This is a genomic window from Pseudomonas syringae, from assembly GCF_002157375.1.
Classification (GTDB): Bacteria; Pseudomonadota; Gammaproteobacteria; order Pseudomonadales; family Pseudomonadaceae; genus Aquipseudomonas; species Aquipseudomonas syringae_T.
The window spans coordinates 182,684-208,809 of sequence record NZ_MTSA01000005.1 but is presented as its reverse complement, the minus strand read 5'-3'; the positions used below and the strand labels follow the sequence as shown (position 1 = coordinate 208,809).

Sequence of the window (26,126 nt, the reverse complement as noted above, 5' to 3'; positions counted from 1 at the left end):
GTCAGGACCTCGGGTCGAAGGCATCACGCAGTGCCTCGCCTATGAATACCAGCAGGGTAAGAATCAGCGCGAGGGCGAAAAACGCCGTCAGGCCCAGCCAGGGCGCTTGCAGGTTCTGCTTGCCCTGAGCGATGAGTTCGCCCAGCGAAGCGCTGCCCGCCGGCATGCCGAAACCGAGAAAATCCAGCGCAGTCAGGGTCGAGATGGCACCGGTCAGGATGAACGGCAGGTAGCTCAATGTTGCGTTCATGGCATTGGGCAGGATGTGCCGCAGAATGACTTTTCGGTCCCCGAGGCCCAGTGCGCGCGCGGCCTTGACGTATTCCAGGTTACGGCCCCGCAGGAACTCGGCACGCACCACGTCGACCAGCGTGAGCCAGGAGAACAGCGCCATGATGCCCAGCAGCCACCAGAAATCAGGCTCGACAAAGCCGGACAGAATGATCAGCAGGTACAGCACCGGTAACCCTGACCAGACTTCGAGCAGCCGCTGGCCGAACAGGTCCACCCAGCCACCGTAATAGCCTTGCAGCGCGCCAGCGGCGATGCCGATCAACGCGCTGATGACGGTCAGGACCAATGCAAACAGAATCGAAATGCGCGCACCGAAGATGACCCGGGCCAGCACATCACGCGCCTGATCGTCAGTGCCCAGCCAGTTGCTCGCCGAGGGCGGGCTGGGCGCGGGGGTGGTCAGTTCATAGTTGGGCGTGTCGTCACTGAACGGGATGGGCGGAAACATCATCCAGCCGTCACCCTTGGCGATCAGTTTGCGCACATAGTCGCTGCGGTAATCCGGCTGGAAGGGCAGCTCGCCGCCAAACTGTTGCTCGGTGTAGCGCTTGAACACCGGGAAGTAGAGCGAGTGCTGATAGCTGACCAGCAGCGGTTTGTCGTTGGCGATCAGTTCGCCGCCCAGGCTCAGAGCGAACAGCCCGCAAAACAGCCATAACGACCACCAGCCGCGGCGATTGCTGCGAAAACGTTCAAGACGGCGACGTGCCAGCGGAGAGAGGGTGCGCATCAGGCATTCCTCGCGCTGAAGTCGATTCGCGGGTCGACGAGCGTGTAACAGATATCACCGATCAGTTTTATCAGCAGGCCGAAGACCGTGAAGATGAACAGTGAGCCGAACACCACCGGGTAATCCCGCGAGACGGCCGCTTCGTAACTCATGCGGCCCAGGCCGTCGAGCGAGAAAATCACTTCGATCAGCAGCGATCCGGCAAAAAACACGCTGATGAACGCCTGCGGAATGCCGGAAACCACCAGCAGCATGGCATTACGGAAAACATGCCCGTAAAGCACGCGCCGCTCGCTCATGCCTTTGGCGCGCGCCGTGGTCACGTACTGGCGGGTAATTTCGTTGAGAAAAGAGTTTTTCGTCAGCAGGGTGAGTGTCGCGAACCCGCCAATGACGAGTGCGGAAACCGGTAGCACCAGGTGCCAGAAATAGTCGGCGATCTTGCCGACGGTGGTCATTTGATCGAAGTTGTCCGAGACCAGTCCGCGCACCGGAAACCAGTTCAGGGACGTGCCGCCGCAAAATACCACCACCAGCAGCATGGCGAACAGAAAGGCCGGCGTGGCGTAGCCGATGATGATCGCGGTGCTGCTCCAGATATCGAACTGGCTGCCGTGCCTGACCGCTTTGCGAATACCCAGCGGGATTGACACAAGGTAGGTCAGTAGCGTCGCCCAAAGCCCCAGCGAGATGGACACTGGCATCTTTTGCAGAATGAGATCGGTCACGGTGGCACCGCGAAAGAAACTGGTGCCGAAATCCAGCCGTGCGTAGTTTTTCAGCATCAGCCAGAGGCGCTCATGCAAAGGCTTGTCGAAGCCGTATTGGCGTTCGATCTGCTTGATCAGTTCGGGGTCGAGGCCTCGTGATGCTCTGGAGTGTCCGGCGCTGGCCGACTCGCTCGCTCCGGCGCTCGCGGTTGCACCGCCAACCCCCTGCAAGCGTGCGATGGCCTGTTCGACCGGGCCTCCCGGAGCCGCCTGAACGATGAAGAAGTTGACCAGCAAAATGCACAGCAGAGTAGGGATGATAAGCAGCAGCCGCCGCACGATGTAACCGAGCATTTACTGCATCTCCGAAGCAAGGGCCGAGGCGCCGCGCTTTTCGGCGAACTGCTCGTTGGTCAGCGGTGTCGGGCTGATTTCCCACCAGGTTTCGATGGCTTCGCTGTTGCTGGCCTGGATTTTCGGAATGCCGAAACGGTTCCACCAGACGGTCGAAGAGCCTGGCGGATAATAGTTGGGAATCCAGTAGTAGTTCCATTGCAGCACCCGGTCCAGGCAATGCGCATAGTCGGTCATGGTCTGCTTGCTGTCGGCTTTGAGCAGGCCCGCAATCAAGGTATCGACGGCGGGGTCCTGCAGTGCCATGTAGTTGCCGGAGCCGGGGTCCATTGCCACTTTCGAACCGAAACTGTTGTACAGCTCGGCCCCAGGGGATGTGGACACCGGGTAGCCAGCCACGATCATGTCGTAATCGCGCGCCATCAGGCGGTTCAGGTACTGCGCAGCGTCAATGCGGCGAATATCGAAGTGGATGCCGATCTGCGCCAGGGTGCGCTTGTAGGGCAGCAGCATGCGCTCGAAACCTGTCTGGGCATTGAGAAACGTGAAGCTGAACGGTTCGCCCCGAGCATTGACCAGTTCATCGCCTTTCGGTGTCCAGCCGGCTTCCTTCATCAGTGCCAGGGCTTGCAGTTGTTTATCGCGAATAAAGCCTGTGCCATCGGTCTTCGGCGTTTTGAACACAGTGCTGAATACCTCGTCGGGAACCTGGCCACGCAAAGGTTCGAGGATGGCACGTTCAGCGGGTGTGGGCGGTTGGCTGGCAGCCAGTTCAGAGTTCGAGAAGTAGCTGTCCTGACGGATGTACATGTTGCGCATCATCTGCCGGTTGGTCCACTCGAAGTCCCAGAGCATCGACAGTGCCTGGCGCACGCGGCGGTCCTGAAACATCGGCCGGCTCAGGTTGAACACGAAGCCCTGTGAACTCTGTATCGCGCCTTTGGCCAGTTGCGCCTTCTGCAGTCGTCCGTCGCTGAGCGCCGGGCCGTCATAGCGGATCGAATAGCCGGTTGCTGAAAATTCCCGGTTGTAATCGTAGGCTCCGCCTTTGAGCACCGTACGTGCCACGTCGATATCGCCGAAATACTCGACACTGAATTTGTCGAAGTTGTACATGCCTTTGCTCACCGGCAGGTCCTTGCCCCACCAGTCGGGGTTGCGTTCAAAGGTGATGGTGCGACCTGGATCGACACGGCTGATGGTATAGGGGCCGCTGCCCGGTGGTACCTCAAACCCTGCGCCACTGGCAAAGTCGCGGGATTTCCACCAGTGCTCGGGGAATACCGGCAATGACGCCAGATCAAGGGGCAGGGTGCGATTGTCGCTGTCCTTGAAGTCGAAACGAATCTGCGTCGCCGATTCGACCTCTACGGCCTTGACCGCCTCGAACTGGGTCCGGTACTGCAGACTGCCTTGAGTCATCAGCAGGTCATAGGTGTACCTGACGTCATTGGCAGTGACCGGCGTGCCGTCGGTGAAACGTGCCTTCGGGTTCAGATAAAACCGCAACGACAGGCCGTCTTCACCACGCTCCATTTTCTCGGCCACCAGGCCATACACCGTGTACGGCTCATCCAGCGAACGCACGGCCAGGGGCGCGTAGAGCATGCCGTTGATCTGCGATACGCCCATGCCTTTGTCGGTGAACGGCATCAGGTGATCGTACTGACCGATTTCGATGGCTGAGCGACGCATGCTGCCGCCTTTGGGGGCCTGCGGGTTCACGTAATCGAAATGCGTGAAGTCTGCTGCATAGCGCGGCGCCTCGCCATACACGGTCAATGCATGTTGCGGTGCGGCGGACAGGGAAGGTACAGCGCCGAACAGGGTCAGCGTCACAGCGAGCAATGATGAACAGGCAAAACGCATGACTCGGATCCTGAGTGACGTCCGCAAGCGAATATCAGGGTTAAAGGCGACGGGCGATCAAACACATGAGGGCATTCATACAGGGGCAAAGCCTCGGTGTCGCGGTATCTTCTACAGATAAATGGCTGTTTCGCCAAGCCAGTGTCGGCAGGTGCTGTATCAAGGATCATACAACGGTCATAAACGAAAACGGCCCATCCGAAGATGAGCCGTTTTGCACTCAACGCGGCAGGATCAGTCCTGACGGCTGGTTACTTCAAGCAGGTGGTAGCCGAACTGGGTTTTTACCGGACCCTGAACAGTGTTGACCGGTGCGCTGAATACGACGGTGTCGAATTCCTTGACCATCTGGCCTGGACCGAACGTACCCAGATCGCCGCCTTGACGGCTGGACGGGCAGCTGGAATTGGCCTTGGCGATTTCTGCGAAATCAGCGCCGCCTTGGATCTGGGTCTTGAGTTCGTTGCACTTCTCTTCGCTCGAAACAAGGATGTGGCGGGCAGTGGCTTTAGCCATGGGTAATAACCTCCTGTGAAAAAAAAGAAACAGCGTACCGGATTCAGTGCGGTATTTCCTGACAAAGTTCCTTCGCCATGCCTATCGGTAGCGCAGGCGGTCAACCGCGTCGCGCAGCAATTGCTCGGTGGCTGTCCAGCCCAGGCAGCCGTCCGTGACAGACACTCCGTATTTCAGCGTCTCGCTCATTGGCTGGCAGCCGTCGAACACATGGCTTTCGATCATCATGCCGATCAATGATGAGTTGCCCGACAGGCGCTGCTCGAGAACATCGTTGAATACGTGGGGCTGCCGTGCCGGGTCCTTGCCACTGTTGGCGTGGCTGCAATCCACCATGATCCGTGACGTGATCCCGTTTTTGCTCAGGCTGGCCTGCACTTGGGCAACGCTCTGGCGGTCGTGATTAGGGCCGCCATGCCCGCCACGCAGCACAATGTGTGTGTCCGGATTTCCCTGGGTCTCGATGATTGCAGGGTGCCCGTGAGGGTCCATGCCAAAATGTCGATGCGGGTGCGCGGCTGAACGCATGGCGTCGCTGGCCACGGCCACGCCGCCATCGGTGCCGTTCTTGAAGCCCACCGGCATGGGCAGGCCGCTGGCCATTTCCCGGTGGATCTGGGATTCGGTGGTGCGCGCGCCAATCGCTACCCAGCCAACCAGGTCGTCAAAATAGCCTGCAGCCATTGGCTGGAGTATTTCGGTGGCAATCGGCAGGCCCATGCCAAGTATTTCACACATCAACTGGCGGGACAGCGCCAGGCCACCAGCCATGTCATCGCTGCCGTCCAGGTGCGGGTCATAGGCCAGACCCTTCCAGCCGACAGTGGTGCGGGGTTTTTCAACGTAGGCGCGCATCACCAGCAGCATCTGATCACTGACTTCTGCCGCCAGACTGGCCAGGCGCTCGGCGTATTCGCGAGCAGATTGCGGGTCGTGGAGGGAGCAGGGGCCTACGATAATCAGCAGCCGGGAGTCTTCGCCATTGAGAATGGCCCGTACGGCACGACGGTGTGCAGCGACCTGTACCGTCAGCTCCGCAGTCAGCGGTAGCCGCATCTTCAATTCGAGGGTGCTCGGCAGGCGTTTTGAGGTGGGGCTGCTGTCCGGCAGTGTCAGTGCATGGCTGGACAGGTCGGACGGTGTTACGGCAACGGACGAATTCATTTTTCAGTCTTCCTGGGTTGGCGGGGCAATCCCGCGCGAACCCTATCGGGGTGTTCGACAAAGGGCCGTGTGGGCCGGGCGTTTAGGGTTGCCACCTGGCAGTGACCGGACGGAGGCGGCAGGCTGTCCCGAACGGAGGTGGCTAAATCGCCAGGCGAAGTCGATGTCGTTGCGGTAATAAGTGGCGTAGTTCATGGGGTGATCCTCGGTAGGTAGCGTGATTTTTATGAAGCGTTAAAAAGTGTCGAGCCTGAAAAACAAAACCCCCGATCGGGAAGCCGACCGGGGGTTAGAGAATTCTCTGGTTGGCGTCCCCTTCAAGTGGGCGCCGGATGGGTATCAGGCGCGCCAGTGGCTAAACCAATACCCATAGTAGGAGTCAAGCTGAAGACGCGGGCTCAGCGACGCAATCCGCACGGCCACAGCACTGACCAGGCAAAGGATGCCGGCAGGAACTTGAAGCACAGGCGAGATGGATTGCAGCATGGTGTGTCTCCGTTGAATGTGCTGAAGCTTACTTCAGGACCTGAGGCGCGTTCAATGAAGAAATTCAATCATGCTCATCAATTCGACCTTGGAAAGGAACCGACGCCTGGCAGACGAACTGCCCGATGGTGGATGACAGGAGGGGGCGGAACAAGGTATCTTGCCAGCCTGTTTATACCGCTGGAAGCGTTGTGCCCGTCAGCTTCCACTTGATGAGATGAATGACCGTCACTCGTTGCCTTCTTTCTGCCGGGGTTCTGCAGTCGGGATAATCCCGTTCTTCATGCCCAGCACTACCGCCACTTTATGCGCTTCGCCGCGCCTGCCTTTCTTGCGGCCTGCCAGCACCTGGTAAGTTGTCGCCCGATCAATACCGTTTTCACGAGCGAATTCCTGAACAGATTTGCCCTGTTGTTCAAGCCAGGCCTTGGCTTGTGCTGCGGTGCGTATTCCGGGCATAGTTTAAAACCGTTCAAATCAGTTTAATTCAGCTGGGTTCTACCACCCGTCAGGGTGTGTCAACAGGGTTATACATTCAAATGAGTGGAATCGGATACCGACTAAGGAAAGAAAGAGAACGTCTGGGACTTTCTCAACGCACCTTCGGTGAAATCGGGGGCGTTGAAGCGAATGCGCAAGGCAAGTACGAGAACGGCGACCGTGCTCCAAAGGCTGATTACCTGGCTGCCGTTGCGGCCAAGGGTGTAGATGTACTTTATGTGCTGACCGGCACGCACACGCCTGTGCCGATTGATAATCTAAGCGTCATCGAGGAAAAGATTCTGGGCAACTACCGGGTGCTGGAAAAAGAAGATCAGGATGCAATAAGGCGCCTGACCACGACCATTGCCGAGCATGCCGGTTTTCGTGTGACGCCGGAAAAACTCTCTCCGGGCAGTTGAGGCGAGAGGCTTTTGCAGGGGCGCGGTGCGCGTCATTGTCAGATTGTCGAGTGTCGGAGTTCGCAGTGCTAGGTCTCCCTCACTGTTTTTGTTATGGTGATTGGCATTCGTTATGACCGTTGCGCGAGGTGTCTGCTTGATTAAGGTGCTAGTTGTCGATGACCATGATCTTGTGCGGACAGGCATCACGCGCATGCTGGCCGACATAGAAGGTCTGCAGGTTGTCGGTCAGGCCGATTCCGGTGAAGAGTCCCTGAAAAAAGCCAGGGAACTCAAACCCGATGTGGTGCTGATGGACGTCAAGATGCCGGGTATCGGTGGCCTGGAAGCGACTCGCAAGATGTTGCGCAGCCACCCGGACATCAAGGTCGTCGCCGTGACCGTCTGTGAAGAGGACCCGTTTCCGACTCGCTTGCTGCAGGCGGGTGCTGCGGGTTGCATGACCAAGGGCGCAGGGCTGGCGGAGATGGTTCAGGCCATCCGGCTGGTTTTCGCCGGTCAGCGTTACATCAGCCCGCAGATTGCCCAGCAGCTTGCGTTGAAATCGTTTCAGCCGCAGGTCAACAACTCGCCATTCGATCTTTTGTCTGAGCGCGAGATCCAGATCGCCTTGATGATTGTCGGCTGCCAGAAAGTCCAGACCATTTCGGACAAGCTTTGCCTGTCGCCAAAAACCGTGAACACCTACCGATACCGTATCTTTGAAAAGCTTTCGATCAGCAGCGATGTCGAACTGGCTTTGCTTGCTGTACGCCACGGCATGGTGGATGCCAGCGCCTGAACATGACCCATACATTTGACCCCAGTGCTTTTCTCGCGACCTGTAGCGGTCGCCCCGGCGTCTACCGCATGTTCGATGCCGACGCCATGCTGCTTTACGTCGGCAAGGCAAAGAACCTCAAAAAGCGTCTTGCCAGTTACTTTCGCAAGACCGGGCACGCGCCCAAGACCGGTGCGCTGGTGGCACGCATTGCTCAGATCGAAACCACGATTACGGGCAATGAGACCGAGGCGTTGTTGCTGGAGCAGACACTCATCAAAGAGTGGCGACCGCCCTACAACATCCTGCTGCGTGACGATAAGTCCTACCCCTATGTGTTTCTGTCCGACAGCGCGTTTCCGCGGCTGAGCATCCACCGGGGTGCCAAAAAGGCCAAGGGCCGGTATTTCGGGCCTTACCCGAGTGCGGGCGCGATTCGCGAAAGCCTCAGCCTGTTGCAGAAGACCTTTCAGGTCCGCCAGTGCGAGGACAGTTATTTCAAGAACCGTACCCGGCCCTGTCTTCAATACCAGATCAAACGCTGCAAAGGGCCTTGTGTCGGCCTTGTCGAGCCGCAGGTCTACGCCGAAGACGTGCGTCACTCAGTGATGTTTCTGGAAGGTCGCAGCAACGCGCTGAGCGATGAGCTGAACGCCTCGATGGAAAAAGCCGCGATGGCGCTGGATTTCGAACGTGCTGCCGAGCTTCGCGATCAGGTGGCGCTGATGCGCCGTGTCCAGGACCAGCAAAGCATGGACGGCGGGACGGGCGATGTCGACGTGGTCGCCGCGTTCGTGAACCCCGGTGGTGCCTGCGTGCATCTGATCAGCGTACGCGGCGGCAGGGTGCTGGGCAGCAAGAACTTCTTCCCGCAGGTGGGCATAGAAGAGGAGGTCGGCGAAGTGATGTCGGCGTTCCTGGCCCAGTACTTTCTTGGCGGAATCGACCGGGAGCTTCCTGGCGAAGTCATTGTCAACGTGGTCAACGAAGATTTTCCCGCCTTGATCGATGCCATCGAAGAGCTGCGCGGTGTTGAAATGGTCATCAGCCATCGGGTGCGCGGTACTCGTGCCCGCTGGCAGCAAATGGCTGTCACCAATGCCGAGCAGGCGCTGGCAGCGCGTCTGGCCAATCGTCAACACGTCGCTTCGCGCTTCGAAGCGCTGGCTGTTGTCCTCAATCTCGATGAACCGCCCATGCGCCTCGAGTGCTATGACATCAGCCACTCCAGTGGCGAGGCGACGGTCGCATCCTGTGTGGTATTCGGGCCTGAGGGGCCGATAAAGTCCGACTATCGCCGTTTCAATATCGAAGGCGTGACCGCAGGTGATGACTACGCCGCCATGCACCAAGCGTTGACCCGGCGCTACAGCCGCATAAAAGCCGGGGAGGGCAAGTTGCCCGATGTGCTGCTGGTGGACGGCGGCAAGGGGCAGATGTCGATGGCGCGCGATGTGCTCAACGAGCTTCAGGTCCCGGACCTGATCCTGCTGGGCGTGGCCAAGGGCACTACGCGCAAGGCCGGTTTTGAAACGCTTTATCTGAATGACGCCGCGCACGAGTTCACGCTGCCCGGTGATTCTCCGGCGCTGCACCTTATTCAGCAGATTCGCGACGAGGCCCACCGCTTCGCAATCACCGGTCACCGCGCACGTCGTGGCAAAACCCGGCGCACATCGACCCTTGAGGGCGTTGCCTGCGTCGGGCCGACCCGGCGTCGAGACCTGCTCAAACACTTCGGCGGATTACAGGAATTGTCCCGTGCAAGCATCGATGAAATCGCAAAAGCACCCGGAATCAGTAAAAAGCTGGCAGAGTCGATTTATGCAAACCTGCACAGCGAGTAGAATGCCCGCTCACCTCGTAGCCAGTTGTGCCGATGAATATCCCTAATCTGATCACCGTATTACGCGTCTTACTGATTCCGATCTTCATTCTGCTGTTCTACATGCCTTATCACTGGAGCTACATGGCGGCCAGTGCAGTCTTTGCGTTCGCCGCGGCGACCGACTGGCTCGACGGGTATCTGGCACGCCGTCTTGAGCAAAGCACGCCGTTTGGCGCCTTTCTTGATCCGGTGGCAGACAAACTGATGGTGGCGGTTGCACTGGTGCTGCTGGTTCAAGCGCATGCCAACCTCTGGTTGACGCTGCCTGCGGCAGTGATCATCGGTCGCGAAATCGTGATTTCCGCGCTCCGTGAATGGATGGCGGAAATAGGCGCACGCGCGCAGGTCGCCGTTTCCAACATGGGCAAATGGAAAACCGCCGCGCAAATGCTGGCGCTGGTCATTCTGCTGGGCAATCCGCCGGCCATTACCGTCTGGGTGATTCTCGGCTACGCATTGCTGCTGATCGCAGCGGGGCTCACTCTATGGTCGATGGTGCAATACCTCAGGGCTGCGTGGCCACACCTCAAGACCACTGCAGAAAAGAAATAAGTTTTTGAATCAAAGGCTTGACGCCGCTATTTGAAAGGCTAGAATAGCGCCCGTCATCAAGACAATGCGGGAATAGCTCAGTTGGTAGAGCACGACCTTGCCAAGGTCGGGGTCGCGAGTTCGAGTCTCGTTTCCCGCTCCAAATATTACGCTACAGACTTCCAATGAATTCTGTGAGTGATTGAAATAAGGGCCTTCAGGCCCTTTTTTCGTCCCAGCGAGAACCACTGAAATCCAGCTCCATCCAGTGCTTTTAAGTCCCGATTTAAGTCCCGAATGAGGATCTTGGATCTGGATATGCACTGAATCGGTTTTTTGCTGGAGCAGCTTGGATAGCGAGACGAGCATCTGGCCCTGACTCTGTTCAGGCGCTCGCGATTGCACTCTCGGATACGACCGTTCGGCATTGCTTTCCGGCGGAGACTCAACCACTCCATGCGATTGCAGCTCGTCGAACACTGCGATGTTGGATGAGGGAGTGCCCTCAATTGATTGCGACAGCAAATAACTTCGTAGCTTATCGGTGCCGCCTTGCTCACTAGCCACCGCGCGTCCTGAGTCAGCGCAGCCTGCGCAACCCGGCTGGCTGAGTTTCAGCTAGTGCTGAACCGGATGACGCTGTCCGCTGATCAAGTGATTTTGTAGCGAATGAATCGGCGCTTTTAGCGCCTTGCTCGGGTTGGGTAATCTGGTCGGCTATCTGATGCGCCGCACGCAGATGAATATCACTCAGTCTCTGAGCAAACCATTCGAAGAGCACGATATTCGCCCAGCGTAATTCACCGCGCTGAGCATCATCGAGCAGTCCCCGGGATTGATGCCGGCCGATCTGGCCAAGGCGCTGGTGGTCGAACTACCCCAGGCTGTACGGACGATCAACAAGCTGGAAAGCCGGGGCCTGGCGATGCGTATCCGCGGTAATCCGGACAAGCGCTCCTATGGATTGTTTCTCAGCAATGCCGGAGAACATTTGGTTCAGCAACTGCAGAAGATCGCGTTGCAGAGCGATCTTGAGAGCACCGCGGTACTCGCTGTCGAGGAGCGCGAGCAGTTGCTGACGCTGCTGCACAAGCTGTATTGCAGGGATTGATGACATGCCCGATGCACTGATCGGGTCTCAGGGCCGGGCGCTCAATGCTGCTGGGCGACTTCGCGAAACGCACAGCGCATCCAGCGGTGCGCAGGGTCCTTGTCCATGACGCTGTTCCACTGCATGTACTCGACCAACGGCGGTATGCTGACCGGCATTTTCAGAATCTTCAGGGGCAGGAACTGGGCGTACAGCTTCGATAACCGTGACTGCATGATGGCCACCCGGTGAGTGCCGATCAGCAGGTGAGGCAGGGTATTGAAGTTGCTGGTTGTGACTTCCACACGCCGCTCCTTGCCGAAGCGGCGGGCGAACTCTTCCTCGAAGCTGGGTGCCCGGGCGTTACCGAAACTCACCGCAACATGCCCCAATTGCAGGTATTGCTCAAGTGACAGGCGCTTCCCGACCAAGGGGTTGTCCCGCCACAACACGCAGTCGTACTGATCTTCGAACAGTAACTCCTTGGGGTGGTCGGCAGACAGATACTGCCCCGGCATAATCACGAAGTCCACTTCGCCCTGGCTGAGCAACTCATTGAAGTGGTTACCATTGGGCAGGATATCCAATGAGATATTGGGTGCGTGCATCTGCAGGTATTGAGTCAGCGGCGCCAGAAAGGCGGTGGTGACGAAGTCCGAGGCGATGATCTTGAAATGCCGGCTGCAAGTCCCCGGATCAAAGGCTGGGCGGTTGACGATCTTGGACTGAATATCGAGCAGGACCAGGCGTACCGGGTCGGCCAAGTCCTGGGCCAGCGCCGTGGGTATCATTTTACGCCCCATCGATACCAGCAGTTCGTCGTCGAAATACTCACGCAGTTTGGCCAGATGACCACTTGCCGCCGATTGACTGATGTTCAGGCGCTCGGCTGCCCGCGTGATGCTCTGTTCCCGCAGTAAGGTGTCGAGCGCTACCAGCAGGTTGAGGTCAAGGTGATGGAAACGCATGCATGACTCCCGATTCCAAGGGTACTTTCAAATATAAAAATTTATATAGGTTGGGTCCGGATAAACGATTTCTCGGGCCCATTTTTTATACCTATGATTGCATCACACGACAGGTTCAATCGAGGAAAAAAGCGGACAGTCGATAGGCCGCGGTCGCGAGATGCCGCCTTTTTTTGAACATCAATCCCCCATAAAAATAAAACGCAGGAGTGGGTCATGGAGATCGTCCGAGTTGTTTTCCCGTGTCGAGGTCGGCGCCATCTCATCCCACCGTTTCCGCTTTCACGCACTGTGGTGTCCTGAGTTCATCTTTGCCCCAGGGCATCGGCCCATGCCGATGTCACGGACAGGTGTTGATTACCCCTTTACGACAAAAACAATAATGAGAGGTCGCAATCATGCTCAATCGTCGTTGTGCCGATACTTGTATCGCGTTTGCCAGTCGGCTGCCGCGCCTTACCACCACTGTTGCAGTGGCGATAGGTGTGGCCAGCGGATCCCAGGTCAATGCGTTCGAAATTGAAACCGATAACCCCGACCTGCGCTTGCGCTGGGATAACACCGTCAAATACAACGCGGGCTGGCGCTTGAAGGAGGCGGACGACAAGCTAACCAGCTCGGTCAACCAGGACGACGCGGACCGCAACTTCAATAAGGGGCTGATTTCCAATCGCCTGAACCTGTTGTCCGAATTCGATGCGCGTTACAAGAATCTCGGCGCCCGTGTCAGCGCGGCCGGTTGGTATGACACGGTCTACCAGGAAAGTAACGACAATGATTCGCCGTTCACCGCCAACCAGCGTTCCGTTGCCAGTGACGCGTTCACTGACGACACCCGTCGCTTGCATGGCGGCAAGGCTGAAATTCTTGATGCATTCGTATTCGGTCAGGGCCGAATCGGTGAGATACCGAGCAGCTTCCGTCTTGGTCGGCATACCGTTCTGTGGGGCGAAAGCCTGTTTTTCGGGGCCAACGGCATAGCGGGCGGCCAGGCGCCCGTCGATGTGATTAAGGCAACTTCGGTGCCGAGTACACCGTTCAAGGAATTGATCCGTCCGGTCAACCAGTTCTCCGGGCAGTTGCAACTGCGTTCCAACCTGTCTCTGGCGGCGTATTACCAGTTCGAGTGGGAAGAAAATCTTATCCCGGCCGTGGGCAGTTATTTCTCTACTTCCGATGTGGTTGGAGACGGGGGCGAGCGTCTGATTGCCGGTGGGCCTATTGGTCCCAATCAGCAGCGTCTGGCGTTCTTCCGGGGCGATGATCAGAAGGCCAGGAACTCTGGGCAGTACGGACTTTCATTGCGGTTCTCGCCAGAGGACTGGGATACTGATTTCGGCCTGTATGTCATCCGTTACCACGCCAAGGATCCGATGGTATATACCCGGCCGTTCGCCACCGGCCCCAACCCCCTGACCGGGCAATTGGGTGAGTATCAGTTGGTGTATGGCGAGGCCATTCGCGCTTTCGGTGCCAGTTTCAGCACCGCGATCGGCGATGCAAACGTCGCCGGTGAAGTATCGGTACGGCGCAATACGCCGCTGGTCAGCGTGGCTCAGGCAAACCCCAGCGGTGCGGGCGACAATTCCGGCAATCCGCTGTATGCCGTAGGCAACTCACTGCATGCCCAACTCTCCACGCTCTATTCGTTTTCGCGCAACGATATCTGGGACTCCGCCAACCTGGCCGCGGAGGTCGCCTGGCACCGGCGTACCAGCATCACCAAGAACCCTCAGGCACTCGATCCCAACAGCGAGCGTGACGCCTGGGGACTGCGCATGACGTTTACGCAGAATTTTTTCCAAGTCTATCCAGGACTCGACCTGAGTGTGCCGTTGGGTATTGGCTACAACCCTAAAGGCAAGTCTTCGGTGATCACCAAGTTCAACAACGGGGTCGGTGACAAGGGCGGCGACATCACGGTTGGCGTGCAGGGCGATTACCTGCAAACGTGGAAAGTCGGTGTGAGTTACACCCGTTATATAGGCGGGGCGGACAACTTTCTCGACGCCGGTAATGCCAACACCTTCGGCCAACCACTGAAAGATCGCGACTTCGTTGCCTTGACCGCCCAACGTTCGTTTTGAGTGCGTGTGCAATAACAATAAAAGAATGAGGAATCTGTCATGACATCAAAACCGCTCAGTCAATTGCTTTTGACCGGCGTGCTTGTCGGGCTGTCGCTGCCCACTTGGGCTGTAACTGCCGACAAGGCCGCGCAGCTCACGTCCACCCTTACGCCCTTGGGTGGTGAACGCGCGGGCAATGCCGACGGTAGCATTCCGGCCTGGAATGGAGGGCTGACCCAGGTCCCCGCCGGTGTCAACCCCGGTCCCCGTATTCCCGATTACTTTGCCGCTGATACCAAGCTGTATTCGGTGACTGCACAGAACCTTGGCGACTATCGAGACACGTTGAGCGAAGGGCAGAAGGCGATGTTTGCCAAGTACCCCGACTACCGTATGGACGTGTATCCGACTCGTCGCACCGCCGCCGCCCCACAGTGGGTTTATGACAACACACTGAAAAACGCCACCAATGCCCGCCTGATCAACGAAAATAACACGCTTGAAGGTGCCAGCGGCGGCATTCCGTTTCCGATTCCTGCCACCGGCGCCGAGGTGGTGTGGAACCACCAGTTGAGCTGGCGCGGCGAGGCGTGGAAGAACGACTTCAACGTCTACATCATTACAGCCAATGGCCAGCGCATCCTGTCCAGCGTGATTCAGTCGCAGCGCGAGATGCCGTATTATTTCAAGGACGCCAAGAGCGACTACAAAGGCATCTATTGGATGACCAAGCTGGTCAACCTTGGCCCGCCGTTGCGTGTCGGCGAAGCACTGCTCGGGCGTGAGCCGATGGATTACGCCAAAGGCGGCGCACAGTCCTGGGTCTACCTGACCGGGCAGCGGCGGGTGCGCAAGCTGCCGGTCTCGTCTTACGACACCCCGACACCCACCAGTTCGGGGGTGGCCAATTTCGACGAGGTTTCGGTATTCACCGGGCCTCTGGATCGCTACGACTGGAAGATCGTCGGCAAACAGGAAATGCTGATCCCCTACAACAGCAACAAAATTCTGCAGCCGAAGAAGGACGAGGAGATCCTCAAGGAACGCTTCCTCAACCCGGATTACATGCGCTGGGAAAAGCACCGCGTGTGGGTGATCGAAGGCAACCTCGTCGCCGGCAAACGCCACAGTATGCCCAAGCGCCGCTTATATGTAGACGAAGACACCTGGATGGCCATGCTCGGCGACAGCTGGGATGCCAACGGTCAATTATGGCGCACCTACCTGCAACTGCCTTATGCGATGCCGGAGTTGCCGGGTCTGGTCCGCGGGATGTTCGCCCAGTACGACTTACTGACCGGGGCCTGGATGGCAAATAACGTGGTCACCGAGAAGCGCGTCCACAACGAAATCGTCAAGCCTTTCCCCGACAGCGATTTCAGCCCGGATGCAATGGCGTCGGAGGGTGTTCGCTGATGCTGCGCGCCGCTCATGTTCTGGCGCTGGGGCTCTTGCTCTGTAGTGGTTCGCTACTGGCGGTCGAGGCGCCGGTGGGGGATGTCCTGTTGCGCCCAGCCATCAAAGTGGACGAACCCGAACATGCCGTGCTGATCGGCTTGGGCCGCGCCGGGCCCCGGCTGGTGGCTGTCGGGGCGCAGGGCTTGATCATCGTTTCTGACGATGGAGGGAAGGCCTGGCGCCAGGTGCCGGTACCGGTGAGTGTGACGCTCACCGCAGTGGATTTTGCCACGCCTCACGAAGGATGGGCTGTGGGGCATGCCGGCAGCATCCTGCATACAAGTGATGGCGGAGAGAGCTGGCAGTTGCAGCTCGATGGCCGGGCAGCCGCCCAGCGTGTGCTCGCGGCAGTGCCGAAGGACACCACCGCAGACCCCGCGCTGCTTGTGCAGCAACGGGTAGCCGAACGCTTCGTTCAGGAAGGACCTGACAAACCCCTTTTGGCCGTGCAGTTCAGCGACGCACAGAACGGCATCGTCGCGGGTGCATTCGGGCTGCTGCTGCACACCGCCGACGGTGGCCAGACTTGGGTCTCCTGGGTGGACCGCGCTGATAACGCGGACGGCTACCACCTGTATGCCATTGCTCGGCGCGGGTCACATATCTATGTGGCCGGCGAGCAGGGCGTTCTGCTTGAGTCCACGGATGCCGGTGAGCATTTCAAGCGTCTGCAAAGCCCTTACGAAGGCAGCTTTTTTGCCCTGCAACTGGACGCAGGCGGCGCACCGTTACTGGCGGGCTTGCGTGGCAACGCCTGGCGCTCCACCGGCCAAGCGCCCGGATGGCAACGTCTGGACACGGATGCGCAGAGTGCGCTGGTGGGCATCGTGACCTTGAGCGATGGGCGCACTGTGCTTGCCGAACAAAACGGCCGGCTGCTGCAGGTCGATGACGCGGCCGCGCGCCTGCGCGTGTTGTCGCAGGCCGAAGGCTTTCCCGTTGCGGCCGTGGTGCAAGCCGCTGACGGCGCCCTGGTGGTGGCTGGGCCACGCGGCGTGAAACGTCTAGGAGTGTTGCAATGATCAGTGAGACAACGTTTGCCGCCAATGCGACGAACCCTGAGCGAAGCCTGCGCGAGTTCGACCCGAATTCCGGGTCACTGATAGAACGCAGCCTGTTCAATCACCATGTCTGGATAGTGCTGCTGTGCCTGCTGCTAAGCCTGTTTTTGGGGGCGCAATCCACGCGCCTTGCGCTTAACGCCAGTTTCGAGAAGATGATCCCCACCAGTCATCCTTACATCGCCAATTATCTGGAAAATCAGGCCGAGCTGACGGGCATTGGCAATGCCCTGCGCATTTCCGTGCAGGCGCCCGGCGAGTCGATCTACGAGGCCCGCTACCTTGAGCTGTTGGCCAAGCTCAGCGATAAGGTTTTCCTGCTGCCGGGCGTGGATCGGCCGTTCATGAAGTCGCTGTGGACACCGAATATGCGTTGGATGGCGGTGACCGAGGAGGGCGTGGAAGGCGGGCGCGTGGTCCCCGATAACTACGATGGCTCCGCTGCAAGCCTGGCCGAGGTTCGGCGCAACGTTTCACGCTCCGGTGAAATAGGTCAGACCATCGCGCTGGACGGCCGCTCCAGCATCATCTTCGTGCCACTGCTGGAAAAAGACCCGCAGACCGGTAAACCACTCGATTACACCGCGATTTCAGCGCAGCTCGAAGCACTGCGCAGCGAGTTTCAGGCCGAGGGGCTGAGCATCCACATCACCGGCTTTGCCAAGGTGGTCGGCGACCTGATAGATGGCTTGCGCCAGATCCTGTTGTTTTTCGCCGCTGCCATGCTGATTGCCACGGCCATGCTCTATTGGTTCACACGCTGCATCCGCAGCACCCTGCTGGTGATGGCCTGTTCGCTAATCGCGGTGGTGTGGCAACTGGGCTTGGTAGCGTTGTTAGGTTTCGAGCTGGACCCGTATTCGATTCTGGTGCCGTTTCTGGTATTGGCCATTGGCATGAGTCATGGCGCGCAGAAGATGAACGGCATCATGCAGGACATCGGTCGGGGCATGCACCGCCTTGTGGCGGCGCGCTTCACCTTCCGTCGCCTGTTTGTGGCCGGCCTGACGGCCTTGCTCTGCGATGCGGTGGGTTTTGCCGTACTGATGATGATCCAGATCCGAGTAATCCAGGACTTGGCGCTGATCGCCAGTATCGGCGTGGCTGTGCTTATCTTCACCAATCTGATCCTGCTGCCGATCCTGCTCAGCTATGTCGGTGTCGGCGCCGAGGCGGCGACACGCAGTTTGCGTAGCGAGGAAGAAGCCGAGCAGGGGCGCAAGCACCGGCTCTGGGCCTGGCTTGACCTCTTCACCCAACGCCGCTGGGCCGCGGTCACCCTTATCGTCAGCCTGCTGCTGGGCGTGGGCGGTTTCCTCGTCAGCCTGCAGTTGCAGGTCGGTGACCTGGACCCTGGGGCGCCCGAACTGCGCGCCGACTCGCGCTATAACCGCGACAACGCTTTCATCGCTCAGCACTACGGCGCCAGCAGCGACGTGTTTGCGGTGATCGTGCGCACCCCCGATGGCGGCTGCTCAAACTACGACGCCTTGATGCGCCTGGATGCACTGGAATGGCGGTTACGCCAGTTGCCTGGGGTGGAATCGACGGCCTCGCTGGCCAGCCTCAACCGAACGCTGTTGGTGGGGATGAGTGAGGGCAACCTCAAATGGTACGACCTGACACAGAGCCAAACGCTGCTCAACTCCATCACCAGTCGTGCGCCCCGCGAGCTGTTCAACCAGGGCTGCAATACCATCACTCTTTATGCCTACCTGAGCGACCACAAGGCTGTGACCCTCAGTCGTCTGGTCAACGAAGTGGAATCGTTCGCCGCCGCCAATGATACGGCGCAAGCGCGTTTTCTTCTGGCTGCTGGCAACGCGGGCATTGAGGCCGCAACCAACATCGTCGTCAAGCAGGCCAACCGTGACATGCTGTTCTGGGTGTATGGCGCGGTGATTCTGCTGTGCCTCGTGACCTTTCGCTCGATGTTGGCGGTGGTCTGCGTGGTGCTGCCGCTGGTGCTGACCTCCATACTCTGCGAGGCGCTGATGGTCTGGCTGGGGATCGGCGTGAAAGTCGCCACATTGCCGGTAATTGCGCTGGGTGTGGGGATCGGCGTCGATTATGCGCTCTACGTCATGAGCATCTTGCTGGCACGTCTGAAAGCCGGGGAGAGCCTGTCACAGGCTTACTATCACGCGCTGCTGTTCACCGGCAAAGTGGTGATGCTGACGGGCGTGACCCTGGCGGTAGGCGTGTCGACCTGGGCGTTTTCACCGATCAAGTTCCAGGCCGACATGGGCGTCCTGCTGGCCTTCATGTTCCTCTGGAACATGATCGGCGCACTGGTATTGCTACCCGCTCTGGCGCACTTCCTGTTGCCCCATGCACGTACGTGGCGCTGGGCCTGGAATGCCGTCCAGCGCGATGACGATACCCCTGGGCCCGGCAATCCCGCGAGCCCTGCCAAGGGTCAGCGCACTGGCGATGACGAGCGCGCTACGTGTATTCCAACCACAACAGAAGTGAGGCAACCCCAATGAACCCACCGATATTTGAGAACGCCTGCGGCACCCAACGGCGCTCATGGGCAGGGTTGCTGCTGTTACTGGGCAGTTGCCTGCCGATTCTAGGAGGGGTCTTGATCGCCCCGGTACTGCCACGCATCGCCGCGCATTTCGCCGGCAGTGCCAATGTCGCGCTGTTGGTGCCCATCGTTCTGACCTTGCCGGCACTGATGATTGCTTTGTTCTCGCCGTTTGCCGGTTGGTTCGCCGACCGGCTCGGGCGCAAGCGTTTGCTCGTCCTGGCCATGGGGCTGTACGGCTGCTGCGGGGCATTGCCGCTGCTGCTCGACGACCTCGTGCTGATCCTGTTGAGCAGGGCGGGGCTGGGCCTGGCCGAGGCCGCGATCATGACCTGTTGCACCACGCTGATCGGCGACTATTACAGTGGCAGTGAGCGTGCCCGGCTGTTGTCTTGGCAAACCATTGCCACTGCGCTGTCGGCAGCGACTTTCTTCATGGTCGGCGGCATTCTGGGGGAAAACGGTTGGCGTACGCCTTTTGTGATTTACATGGTGGGCCTGTTGTTCGTGCCGTTGATGCATGTGTTCCTCTGGGAACCGCTACGGAAAACGGTTGACGTGATGGCGGCTGTAGCACCGATCACCCCGTCGAGTGCCTTTCCCTGGCGTACGCTGCTGGTGATCTACCTGTTGACGAGCATCGCTACCCTGGGCTTTTTCGTGATACCGGTGCAAACGGGTTATTTGCTCGCAGGTATTGGCATCGATTCGCCGAAAAGCACCGGCCTGGCTATTGGCCTGAGCCACGCCGCAGTCCTCGTCGGCGCGCTGAGCTTCCGTTGGCTCAACCGTACCGGGCCCGGAATTCTGCTGGCGGTGGCGTTCCTCATTTCAGGTCTCGGCCTGGTGCTGCTGGCCGGCGCTCACGACTACCGCACCGTGTTGATCGCGATGGTGGTCAACGGTCTGGGCTGCGGGCTGATGCTGCCGACGGTGGTGAACTGGGCGTTGTCGAGTCTCAGCTTCCAGAATCGTGGCCGGGGCACGGGCGGCTTTAACGCCAGCTTTTTCGGTGGACAGTTCGCGAGCCCGCTGTTGGTCATGGCGGCGATCAGCCTGGTTGGTAACCGAGCCGAGGCGGTCGAATTGATTGGCTTCGGACTGCTGTTCACGGCTGTCTTTTGCCTTGCTGCACCGCGCCTGGCGGGTTTGCGCCTGCGTGACCCGATACAGAACTCTGGCGACGCGCCGCTGCACTGATCCTTTGACAACTGTTCCCCTCCGGCCCCTGACGGGTCCCGGGGAGCTGTTTGCCCTGATTTTTGTTCAAGAGGACTTGATCATGAAGCTTGCTACCCTCGATGACGGTAGCCGGGACGGCCGGCTGGTGCTGGTTTCCCGGGATTTACGACACGCTGTATATGCGTCTTCACATGCCCGCAACCTGCTGCAGGTCCTGGAAAACTGGAACACCGTCTCTCCCGGACTACAGCGTTTGAGCGAGAGCTTGAACCTCGGCGAAGCGTGTGACAGCTTCCCGTTCATTCCCTCGCAGGCCGCAGCGCCGCTGCCACGCGCACCGCAGTGGTGTGACGGCTCGGCCTTTCTCAATCATGGTCACCTGATCCAGCGTGCCTTCAATCTGCCCGAGCAGGCGCAAGAGCATATTCCTGTGATGTATCAGGGCGCCTCGGATGACTTCCTTGGCCCTTGCGCCGATGTGGTGTTGCCCAGCGAGGACGACGGTATCGATTTCGAAGGCGAGTTCGCGGTAATTGTCGACGAGGTGCCCATGGGCTGCCCGGTCGATGAAGCGCTGCAGTACGTGCGGTTGGTCATGCTGGTCAACGACGTCAGCCTGCGGGGCTTTATCCAGAGGGAGATCAAGTCCGGCTTCGGCTTTCTCCAGGCCAAACCATCTTCAAGCTTTTCGCCCGTGGCGTTGACCCCGGATGAGCTGGGCAGTGCCTGGCGAGACGGTCGTGTTTGCCTGTCGTTGTGGATAAGCCTTAACGAAGAGTGGTTTGGCCAGCCCAGTGGCGCCGAGATGAACTTCAGTTTTGCTGATCTGATCGCCCATGCGGCCAGAACCCGGCGTCTGCGGGCTGGGACCATCATTGGTTCCGGCACCGTATCCAATCGCGACCCTGAGGCAGGTTCAGCCTGCATTTCCGAGCGTCGCGCGCTTGAAATGATCGACTGCGGCCAGGCGCGTACCCCTTTTATGCGCTTTGGTGACCGCGTGCGCATCGAGGCCTTGAACGAAGAGGGCGACACCCTGTTCGGCGCCATTGACCAACGTATCGTTGCCCAGAAGGTTCGCCATGCATAAACCTAAACGCTGCTTGATCGACTTGTCGGTCACTCTGGACAACAACCCTCATACTGACCCGCCACCGCTGTTACCCAAGATCGATTATGTCGATCACCAGAGCGGCGCCCCTGAACTGCTGGCGATGTTCCCTGGCCTGCGCCTGGAGGATTTGCCAGGCCATGAAGCCTGGGCTGCGGAGCGCCTGCAGATCACCACCCATAGCGGTACGCATATGGACGCACCCTGGCACTACGCCTCGACGACCGATGGCGGAAAACCGGCCTACGGCATTGACGAACTGCCACTGGAGTGGTGCCTGCAACCGGGGGTCAAGTTGGACTTTCGTCATCTGCCGGATGGCCATGTGGTCAGCGCGCTTGAAGTCGAAACGGAACTTGCCCGCATTGGCCACAACCTTCAGCCGCTGGACATCGTGCTGGTCAATACCCGTGCCGGGGCAATCTTCGGCCAACCGGGTTACCTGGATGCCGGCATTGGGATGGGCCGCGAGGCCACGCTATACCTGCTCGAACGTGGCGTGCGAGTGGTCGGCACTGATGCCTGGAGTTGGGATGCTCCCTTCAAGTCAACCCGCGAGCGCTTTCTTGTCAGCGGTGATGCCTCGATCATTTGGGAGGGACACAAGGCCGGTCGTGACATCGGTTATGGCCAGATGGAAAAGCTGGCTAACCTGGAGAGCCTGCCGGACCACGGATTCGAGGTGTCCTGCTTTCCGTATAAGATCAAGCATGCCTCGGCAGGTTTCGTTCGCGCCGTGGCGATCATGTACAGGTAAAGTTGTCGTGATTACGATCAAGTCTGGATCCGCACGCTACTCTCGGTTGTAGCTGCCAATGCTGACGTGGCTGTAGGCGAGAATGCTCGTCAGATAGAGATGTCTGATGACCAAGCAAAGCCGTACCTTTGCGCAGAATTCAAACGCGAGGCCGCAGGCCTCGTGCTTGATCAGGGCTATAGCCATATCGAAGACTGCCGCTCGCTCGGTATTGTCGAATCCGCGCTACGCCGCTGGGGCAACCAGCTTCAGCAGGAGTGCAATAGCGTCACGCCAGACATGCCCGAAAGGGTTGTCCAATGGCCCCTGCGGCGGCACCCACCTCAACAGGTGCGAGTTCGAAGGTCGGGAGTGCATCCATAGCGTGAAGTACTCTACTGCAAAATCGGTTCGCCAAATTCAGGTTATCGCGGATCGACTGATTCCTTGCGTTGAACAGGGCAGCCGCCATAGCAGCTCTTGGCCTCGATGGTTTGATGCTGACGCGGCCAGGCCAGAGGGACATCCGATTGACGTCGAAGTCGCGGCAGGCATTGAGCCAAGAAAGTAACGGCTTGACTCCGCAAAATTAGTCAATAGCACCTCCGGTCGTCGAATCAGTCAGGCAAACCCGCTACAAGGTTGCACGCAGGTATGGCCCGGTAACCATTGCCGAGCACAAATACTTTACGGGCGAGCCCAAAAAACATACGGGTACGCAGCGATATTTTTCACGCTTATCGAAAAGAGGGATTTCAGCGATTCCACTCGGCAAACGCAGCTGTAACACCAGACTAAGATTCCCCATTCCCCATTTCCCATTCCCCTTGGCGCCGCTCGCTGCGTGATCATGAGCGTTCCTAATATTTTTATTGAAATCAATTCGTTTTTATTCATACACGCTCCCCGCATAAAATGCGCCCAGTTCTTTACGACCGGCGATCTAGAGTCTGCGGCGTGAGAAAACGGGACAATGGCCACATCTGAAAAGCACTCAGCAGATTCAGATCTGGCACGATGAATAGGGTGCCAGGCACGATGAACAACGAACTCACCTTTTCTATCAAGAGCATCTGCTTTGATGAAAATTACTCTCCCTCGGACAGTACGCGAATGACGACTAACTTTGCCAATCTGGCCAGGGGAGAGTGCCGTGAGGAGAATTTGCGCAATACGTTGAAGATGATTGATAACCGCTTTAATGCCCTTGCGCATTGGGACAACCCTACGGGTGATCGTTACACGGTCAAGCTGGATATCATTTCCGCCGAAATGAATATCGATGCGCACAGTCGAGACCCTGCGATTCCATTGATTGAGGTGCTAAAGACCACGATTGTTGATCAGAAGACCGGTGAGCGCATCAACGGCATCGTCGGCAACAACTTCTCGTCCTACGTGCGGGACTATGATTTCAGTGTGCGGTTGCTGGAGCACAACAAGAACCAGTCCGGGTTCAGTACGCCAGAAGACTTTGGCGAATTGCACGGCAAGCTGTTTAAGTCGTTCGTCAACTCAAATGCCTACAAAGAGCATTCTGACAAGCCGCCTGTGATCTGCCTGAGCGTGTCGAGCACCCGAACCTACCATCGCACGGAGAATCAGCATCTTGTGCTGGGCTTCGAATACGAGCAAGACGCTTACTCGCTGACCGATGAGTATTTCAAGAAGATGGGTTTGCAGGTTCGCTACTTCATGCCGCCCAACAGCGCTGCACCGTTGGCCTTTTATTTCTCGGGCGATTTGCTAGGTGACTACACCAACCTTGAGTTGATTGGCACCATCAGCACCATGGACACCTTCCAGAAAATTTATCGGCCTGAGATTTATAACGCTAACTCGGCGGCTGGAAAATCCTATCAGCCGAGCTTGCAGAATCAGGACTACTCGCTGACTCGAATTGTGTATGACCGAGAGGAACGTAGTCGGCTGGCTGCCGAGCAAGGAAAGTTTGCGGAAGAACAATTCATCAAGCCCTATCACGTCGTGCTTGAACAGTGGTCGCTTAGCTGCGCTCTCTGAATATTTAGAAATCAAGGTTTTCACACATGAAAAAACTGTTGCCCACTTCGACCGCTGGAAGCTTGCCTAAACCGTCCTGGCTAGCTCAACCTGAGACCCTCTGGTCACCCTGGAAATTACAAGACGACGAATTGACTGAAGGCAAGCAAGATGCCCTGCGCCTGTCGCTGCATGAACAACAGCTGGCCGGAATCGATATCGTCAGCGACGGCGAGCAAACTCGTCAGCATTTCGTGACGACCTTCATCGAACATCTCGACGGCGTTGACTTCGAAAACCGCGAGACTGTCAGGATTCGTGATCGTTATGACGCGAGCGTGCCGACAGTGGTGGGCGCCGTTGCTCGGAAAAAGCCGGTCTTTGTTGAAGACGCCAAATTCCTGCGTCAGCAAACCGGACAGCCTATCAAGTGGGCTCTGCCAGGGCCAATGACGATGATCGACACCCTTTACGACGCTCATTACAAGAGCCGTGAAAAACTGGCCTGGGAATTCGCCAAGATCCTCAACCAGGAGGCCATGGAGCTTGAGGCTGCTGGCGTCGACATCATTCAGTTCGATGAACCGGCCTTCAACGTGTTTTTCGATGAAGTGAACGAGTGGGGCGTTGCCACGCTGGAAAGGGCAATCGAAGGGCTGAAATGCGAGACTGCCGTGCATATCTGCTATGGCTACGGCATCAAGGCGAATACTGACTGGAAAAAGACCCTGGGCTCAGAGTGGCGGCAGTACGAAGAAGCCTTCCCCAAGCTACAAAAATCCAGCATCGATATCGTCTCGCTGGAATGTCACAACTCCCACGTGCCCATGGATCTGATCGAACTCATCCGAGGCAAGAAAGTAATGGTCGGCGCCATTGACGTGGCCAACCATGCTATTGAAACGCCCGAAGAGGTGGCCAATACCTTGCGAAATGCACTGCAATTCGTCGATGCCGACAAACTTTATCCCTGCACCAACTGCGGTATGGCGCCCCTGCCTCGTCGAGTGGCGAGCGGCAAGCTGAATGCGCTGAGTGCCGGCGCAGAGATCGTCCGTAGAGAGCTTTTGAGCGGACGCTAATCCGCACTGCGCGGTGGCATACACAGCTTATGTGAGCATACAGGTCTGTTTGATCAACGCACCACTTTCTCGAAGATGCCAGCCGCACGCCTTATTTAGGGGCTGTCATGTCACTTCTTGGTAATGCCACTGAGCCTTTGAGCTTTCGCGAGGCGCTAGGGCACTACGCATCGGGTATCACAGTCACCTTGTCACACGTTGATGGTGAGCCTATTGGTTTTAACTGTCAGTCGTTCTACAGCGTGTCGATGAGCTCGCCACTGGTATCTTTCAGCGTCATGGCCAGTTCAGCGAGTTATCCCAAGATTCGCCAGGCAGGTCGATTCGCGGTCAACATCCTGTCGGGTGAGCAGGTCGATATTTCCAACCAGTTTGCCCGGCGAGGGACGGACAAATGGCTCGGTGTCGACTGGCAGGAATCGCCATTGGGTAATCCGATCATTGCGGGCAGCCTGCACTGGCTGGATTGCGCCGTACACCCTGACTCACCACCCCTGCAATCATTTTTACTGCGCCTGGCCTGCCAGCTGTGTGGAGGACGTTTGCGCGCGTCGCCATAAAAAAAGGTTGAATAATCACACCGAATGTTATTTAAATAACAAAAATAATAACGTCGCGGTGCCCTCCACGG

Annotated in this window: 22 protein-coding genes, 1 tRNA gene and 3 pseudogenes; 18 read left to right on the top strand and 8 right to left on the bottom strand. The window is 58.1% G+C overall.

Going from position 1 to position 26,126, the window contains the following annotated elements; genetic code table 11:
• Window position 1: 1 nt before the first annotated feature.
• From BW686_RS08025 to BW686_RS08000, 6 genes are all read right to left on the bottom strand, one after another.
• A complete protein-coding gene (locus tag BW686_RS08025; protein ID WP_084915804.1) occupies window positions 2-1,024 on the bottom strand; it encodes an ABC transporter permease in 1,023 nt (340 codons plus the stop codon).
• The gene (locus BW686_RS08020) at window positions 1,024-2,088 is read right to left on the bottom strand and encodes a microcin C ABC transporter permease YejB (RefSeq protein WP_084915803.1); all 1,065 of its coding nucleotides are present in this window, start codon (window positions 2,086-2,088) and stop codon (window positions 1,024-1,026) included. Before BW686_RS08020 ends, BW686_RS08025 begins: the two co-directional genes overlap by 1 nt.
• Window positions 2,089-3,957 (bottom strand): extracellular solute-binding protein, encoded by a 1,869-nt coding sequence (locus BW686_RS08015; RefSeq protein WP_084915802.1) that lies wholly within the window; start codon window positions 3,955-3,957, stop codon window positions 2,089-2,091.
• A gap of 234 nt (window positions 3,958-4,191) precedes the next feature.
• Window positions 4,192-4,473 carry a peptidylprolyl isomerase gene (locus tag BW686_RS08010; RefSeq protein WP_084915801.1) on the bottom strand — a complete coding sequence of 94 codons (282 nt, stop codon included), beginning with the start codon at window positions 4,471-4,473 and terminating at the stop codon, window positions 4,192-4,194.
• Between the two features lie 81 nt (window positions 4,474-4,554).
• Window positions 4,555-5,637: a 3-deoxy-7-phosphoheptulonate synthase gene (locus tag BW686_RS08005; protein WP_084915800.1), complete on the bottom strand. Its 1,083-nt coding sequence runs from the start codon at window positions 5,635-5,637 to the stop codon at window positions 4,555-4,557.
• Between the two features lie 714 nt (window positions 5,638-6,351).
• Entirely contained in the window at window positions 6,352-6,582 is a 231-nt protein-coding gene (locus BW686_RS08000; protein WP_084915799.1) for a DNA-binding protein, read from the bottom strand.
• Between the two features lie 80 nt (window positions 6,583-6,662).
• On the opposite strand from BW686_RS08000, the gene BW686_RS07995 reads away from it, so the two are divergent.
• From BW686_RS07995 to BW686_RS07975, 5 genes are all read left to right on the top strand, one after another.
• Window positions 6,663-7,025 (top strand): helix-turn-helix domain-containing protein, encoded by a 363-nt coding sequence (locus tag BW686_RS07995; protein ID WP_084915798.1) that lies wholly within the window; start codon window positions 6,663-6,665, stop codon window positions 7,023-7,025.
• Between the two features lie 136 nt (window positions 7,026-7,161).
• Window positions 7,162-7,806, top strand: a complete 645-nt coding sequence (gene gacA / locus BW686_RS07990; RefSeq protein ID WP_179149198.1) for a response regulator transcription factor GacA — start codon at window positions 7,162-7,164, stop codon at window positions 7,804-7,806.
• Between the two features lie 2 nt (window positions 7,807-7,808).
• Entirely contained in the window at window positions 7,809-9,632 is a 1,824-nt protein-coding gene (gene uvrC / locus BW686_RS07985) for an excinuclease ABC subunit UvrC (RefSeq protein WP_084915796.1), read from the top strand.
• Between the two features lie 32 nt (window positions 9,633-9,664).
• A complete protein-coding gene (gene pgsA / locus BW686_RS07980) occupies window positions 9,665-10,225 on the top strand; it encodes a CDP-diacylglycerol--glycerol-3-phosphate 3-phosphatidyltransferase (RefSeq protein WP_084915795.1) in 561 nt (186 codons plus the stop codon).
• 66 nt (window positions 10,226-10,291) lie between these two features.
• Window positions 10,292-10,367 (top strand) — tRNA-Gly (locus tag BW686_RS07975).
• 278 nt (window positions 10,368-10,645) lie between these two features.
• Here BW686_RS07975 and BW686_RS27425 read toward each other — a convergent pair.
• A pseudogene (locus BW686_RS27425) lies at window positions 10,646-10,771 on the bottom strand (TraI domain-containing protein); the annotation flags it as partial.
• Between the two features lie 241 nt (window positions 10,772-11,012).
• Between BW686_RS27425 and BW686_RS07965 the strand changes: the two are divergent.
• Entirely contained in the window at window positions 11,013-11,315 is a 303-nt protein-coding gene (locus BW686_RS07965) for a MarR family winged helix-turn-helix transcriptional regulator (RefSeq protein WP_373270991.1), read from the top strand.
• Window positions 11,316-11,356: 41 nt separating this feature from the next.
• Here the strand turns inward: BW686_RS07965 and BW686_RS07960 are convergent, their stop codons facing one another.
• Window positions 11,357-12,262: a LysR family transcriptional regulator gene (locus BW686_RS07960; protein WP_084915794.1), complete on the bottom strand. Its 906-nt coding sequence runs from the start codon at window positions 12,260-12,262 to the stop codon at window positions 11,357-11,359.
• 398 nt (window positions 12,263-12,660) lie between these two features.
• Between BW686_RS07960 and BW686_RS07955 the strand changes: the two genes are divergently transcribed.
• From BW686_RS07955 to BW686_RS07900, 12 genes and pseudogenes are all read left to right on the top strand, one after another.
• On the top strand, window positions 12,661-14,349 hold the full coding sequence (locus tag BW686_RS07955) for a DUF1302 domain-containing protein (protein ID WP_084915793.1): 1,689 nt from the start codon (window positions 12,661-12,663) through the stop codon (window positions 14,347-14,349).
• 39 nt (window positions 14,350-14,388) lie between these two features.
• The gene (locus tag BW686_RS07950; protein WP_084915792.1) at window positions 14,389-15,747 is read left to right on the top strand and encodes a DUF1329 domain-containing protein; all 1,359 of its coding nucleotides are present in this window, start codon (window positions 14,389-14,391) and stop codon (window positions 15,745-15,747) included.
• Window positions 15,747-16,811, top strand: a complete 1,065-nt coding sequence (locus BW686_RS07945; protein WP_256898333.1) for a WD40/YVTN/BNR-like repeat-containing protein — start codon at window positions 15,747-15,749, stop codon at window positions 16,809-16,811. The genes BW686_RS07950 and BW686_RS07945 overlap by 1 nt, the downstream gene beginning before the upstream one ends.
• Complete coding sequence (locus BW686_RS07940) at window positions 16,808-19,339, top strand: efflux RND transporter permease subunit (RefSeq protein ID WP_084915791.1); 2,532 nt, start codon at window positions 16,808-16,810, stop codon at window positions 19,337-19,339. The genes BW686_RS07945 and BW686_RS07940 overlap by 4 nt, the downstream gene beginning before the upstream one ends.
• The gene (locus BW686_RS07935; protein WP_084915790.1) at window positions 19,336-20,583 is read left to right on the top strand and encodes an MFS transporter; all 1,248 of its coding nucleotides are present in this window, start codon (window positions 19,336-19,338) and stop codon (window positions 20,581-20,583) included. The genes BW686_RS07940 and BW686_RS07935 overlap by 4 nt, the downstream gene beginning before the upstream one ends.
• Before the next feature lie 82 nt (window positions 20,584-20,665).
• Window positions 20,666-21,655 (top strand): fumarylacetoacetate hydrolase family protein, encoded by a 990-nt coding sequence (locus BW686_RS07930; protein ID WP_084915789.1) that lies wholly within the window; start codon window positions 20,666-20,668, stop codon window positions 21,653-21,655.
• The gene (locus tag BW686_RS07925; protein WP_084915788.1) at window positions 21,648-22,433 is read left to right on the top strand and encodes a cyclase family protein; all 786 of its coding nucleotides are present in this window, start codon (window positions 21,648-21,650) and stop codon (window positions 22,431-22,433) included. Before BW686_RS07930 ends, BW686_RS07925 begins: the two co-directional genes overlap by 8 nt.
• A gap of 106 nt (window positions 22,434-22,539) precedes the next feature.
• Window positions 22,540-22,709 (top strand): annotated as a pseudogene (locus BW686_RS07920) (transposase); the annotation flags it as partial.
• A pseudogene (locus BW686_RS07915) lies at window positions 22,708-22,983 on the top strand (methylenetetrahydrofolate reductase C-terminal domain-containing protein); the annotation flags it as partial. The pseudogenes BW686_RS07920 and BW686_RS07915, both read left to right, overlap by 2 nt.
• A 467-nt stretch (window positions 22,984-23,450) precedes the next feature.
• Window positions 23,451-24,434: a DUF1852 domain-containing protein gene (locus BW686_RS07910; protein ID WP_084915787.1), complete on the top strand. Its 984-nt coding sequence runs from the start codon at window positions 23,451-23,453 to the stop codon at window positions 24,432-24,434.
• Window positions 24,435-24,460: 26 nt separating this feature from the next.
• Window positions 24,461-25,495, top strand: coding sequence for a methionine synthase (locus tag BW686_RS07905; protein WP_084915786.1), 1,035 nt, complete (start codon window positions 24,461-24,463; stop codon window positions 25,493-25,495).
• 107 nt (window positions 25,496-25,602) lie between these two features.
• Window positions 25,603-26,055, top strand: coding sequence for a flavin reductase family protein (locus BW686_RS07900; protein ID WP_084915785.1), 453 nt, complete (start codon window positions 25,603-25,605; stop codon window positions 26,053-26,055).
• The last annotated feature ends 71 nt before the right edge of the window (window positions 26,056-26,126 follow it).